The sequence below is a fragment of the Cupriavidus sp. WS genome, from assembly GCF_000395345.1.
Lineage (GTDB): Bacteria > Pseudomonadota > Gammaproteobacteria > Burkholderiales > Burkholderiaceae > Cupriavidus > Cupriavidus basilensis_B.
Genome location: NZ_AQPL01000658.1, coordinates 1 through 3,025 on the forward strand (window position 1 = coordinate 1; position 3,025 = coordinate 3,025).

Below are 3,025 nucleotides of genomic sequence, written 5' to 3' on the forward strand. Positions count from 1 at the left end.
CACACCATGAGCACGCATTTTTCCGGCGAAGGCAACATCGGGTCGCCCCCGGAGTACCGGGAGTTCCCCAACGGCAATGACGAACCCAGCCGCCTTCTGCGTCTGAACGTCTATTTCGACAATCCCATTCCCAAGAAGGACGGCACCTTCGAGGACCGTGGCGGCTTCTGGGCGCCGGTGGAAATCTGGCACCGCGACGCCGAACACTGGAAGAGCCTCTACCAGAAAGGCATGCGCGTGCTGGTCATCGGCCGCATGGAGCGCGAACCCTGGACGGACAACGAGGATCAGCCGCGCGAGACCTGGCAGATCAACGCGCGCAGCGTCGGCATCCTGCCGTACCGCATCGAGTCCGTGACCCTCAGCCCGAAGCCGCAGGAGGCAGAACAGCCTCCCCAGGCCGCCCAGGAATCGACGCCGCCGAAGGAGACGAAGCGCAGGAAGTGAGCCGGCAGGAGGGCGGCGACGAGGGCATATCTTCGTCGCCCTCCATGCTCCATCGAGCTATCCCCAGGGGATAGCTCCAGCGACGCCCATTGCCTTCCACGCGCTCCCGTGCATCGGGTCTTCCGGTCAGCACTTCTACGGCCACGCTCAATCTCCGCACACGCCATTCCATTCCGTGAAAGCGGTCGCCGCCGCGTGCGGCTTGTTTGCTGTCGGCCCGGCAGCCGCCCGACATCCTGCTGCTCAGCAACCCGATGAGCAACGAGACGTGGATGGACGAACATGCGGCTGTATCTGTGCGAGAAGCCATCGCAAGGCAAGGACATCGGCAGGATTCTCGGCGCCACCAAGCGCGGTGAAGGCTGCCTCACTGGCACTGGCGTCACCGTCACCTGGTGCATCGGCCATCTCGTAGAAGCAGCAGCACCCGAAGCCTACGACGAACAGCTCAAGCGCTGGTCCATCGAGCAGCTTCCCATCATTCCTCAGCACTGGCGGGTCGAGGTCAAACCAAAGACCGCCACGCAATTCAAGGTCGTCAAGGCGCTCCTGGCGAAGGCGACCCATCTCGTCATTGCCACCGACGCCGACCGCGAGGGCGAATTGATCGCCCGCGAGATCATCGAACTCTGCGGCTACCGCGGCCCCGTCGAACGCCTGTGGCTGTCGGCGCTCAACGATGCGTCCATCCGTGCCGCGCTCGGCAAACTCCGGCCCTCGGCCGAGACGTTGCCGATGTACTACTCGGCACTGGCTCGCTCGCGCGCCGACTGGCTCGTCGGCATGAACCTCAGCCGATTGTTCACGGTGCTGGGCCGGCAGGCCGGCTACGACGGCGTGCTGTCGGTCGGCCGCGTCCAGACCCCGACGCTCAGGCTCGTGGTGGACCGCGACCGCGAGATCGCCGCTTTCGTGTCCACGCCGTACTGGGCCATCGACGTGTCCCTGTCCGCCGGAGGCCAGGCTTTCACCGCGCAGTGGGTTCCGCCCGAAGCCTGCACCGACGACGCAGGCCGCTGCCTGCAGCAGCCGGTCGCACAGGAAGCCGCGCAGCAGATCCGTGCCACCGGCAGCGCCCAGGTGACATCGGTCCAGACCGAGCGCGTGCGCGAAGGACCACCGCATCTGTTCGACCTGGGCACCTTGCAGGAGGTGTGTTCCAAGCAGCTCGGGCTGGACGTGCAGGAGACGTTGGAGATCGCCCAAGCCCTGTACGAGACGCACAAGGCCACGACGTACCCGCGTTCGGATTCAGGCTACCTCCCCGAAAGCATGTTCGCTGAGGTGCCCACGGTCCTGGACAGCCTGCTCAAGACCGATCCCACGCTGCGCCCGATCATGGGCCAGCTCGACCGCTCCCAGCGCTCGCGCGTCTGGAACGACGGCAAGGTCACGGCCCACCACGGCATCATCCCCACGCTGGAACCTGCCGATCTCTCGGCCATGAGCGAGAAGGAACTGGCCGTGTACCGGCTGATCCGGGCACATTACCTTGCGCAGTTCTTGCCGCATCACGAGTTTGACCGCACCGTGGCGAAACTCGCCTGTGGCCAGCAGTCGCTGGCGGCGACCGGCAAGCAGGTTGTCGTCAAAGGCTGGCGCCTGGTTCTCGCGGAACCTCAGCCCGATGAGGACGGCGACGCCGCAGCGCGCAGCCAGGTGCTGCCCGCGCTGGGCGAAGGCCTGGCGTGCCAGGTGGCCGATGTCGATCTGAAGGCGCTCAAGACGCTCCCGCCCAGGCCGTACACGCAGGGCGAGCTGGTCAAATCCATGAAAGGCGTCGCCAAGCTGGTGACGGACCCGCGCCTGAAGCAGAAGCTCAAGGATACGGTCGGCATCGGCACCGAGGCGACGCGCGCCAACATCATCGGCGGGTTGATCGCCCGCGGCTACCTCGTGAAGAAGGGGCGTGCCATCCGCGCCTCGGACGCGGCTTTCACGCTGATCGACGCGGTGCCCGCAGCGATTGCAGACCCCGGCACGACGGCCGTGTGGGAGCAGGCGCTGGACATGATCGAGGCCGGACAGCTCACCCTGGACGTGTTCATCGGCAAGCAGGCCGCCTGGATTTCGCAGTTGATCGCGCAGTACGGCAGCACGTCCCTGTCCATCAAGGTTCCCCAAGGGCCGGCTTGCCCGCAGTGCGGCGCACCTACGCGCCAGCGCACCGGCAAGCGCGGCTCGTTCTGGTCGTGCAGTCGCTACCCCGACTGCAAAGGCACGCTGCCGGTCGAATCCGACACGTCCAAACGTAGGGCCTCGCACTCGCGCCGCAGCGGCCGCAAAGGTTCCTGACCGACCCCGTTCCCCGAGAGCCGTGCTCGCCATCGGCGGCGTGGCCCGTGTCCCGCACACCCTGCGGGACGCCCAGCGCGCAACGCCTTCTTGATCCGTGTGCGCGTCCTGCCTGGCCGTCCCCGGCCGCAGGACCTGAAGGTAGCTTCTCCGCGAACCGCGCCCTGCGCGTTCTGCTGATCTGCATTTCTTTCGCCGACTGCGAAGGGTCTCCCGATGGCTTTCCTAGCTACGCGAGCCACCCGGAGACCCTTCGTGGTCAGCGGTATTCGGTGCCGGTGCC

General features: G+C 66.4%; 2 protein-coding genes. Both read left to right on the forward strand.

The annotated features are described in order from the left end of the window. The first annotated feature begins 6 nt into the window (after window positions 1-6). Window positions 7-447 (forward strand): single-stranded DNA-binding protein, encoded by a 441-nt coding sequence (locus K206_RS0136235; RefSeq protein ID WP_029044462.1) that lies wholly within the window; start codon window positions 7-9, stop codon window positions 445-447. 282 nt (window positions 448-729) lie between these two features. Beyond that, window positions 730-2,742 carry a DNA topoisomerase III gene (locus K206_RS0136240; protein ID WP_020207115.1) on the forward strand — a complete coding sequence of 671 codons (2,013 nt, stop codon included), beginning with the start codon at window positions 730-732 and terminating at the stop codon, window positions 2,740-2,742. Window positions 2,743-3,025 lie beyond the last annotated feature (283 nt).

Bases quoted from the DNA above. Each gene is read 5' to 3' on its own strand.
- K206_RS0136235 (WP_029044462.1), top strand. From the start codon at position 7: ATGAGCACGCATTTTTCCGGCGAAGGCAACATCGGGTCGCCCCCGGAG.
- K206_RS0136240 (WP_020207115.1), top strand. From the start codon at position 730: ATGCGGCTGTATCTGTGCGAGAAGCCATCGCAAGGCAAGGACATCGGC.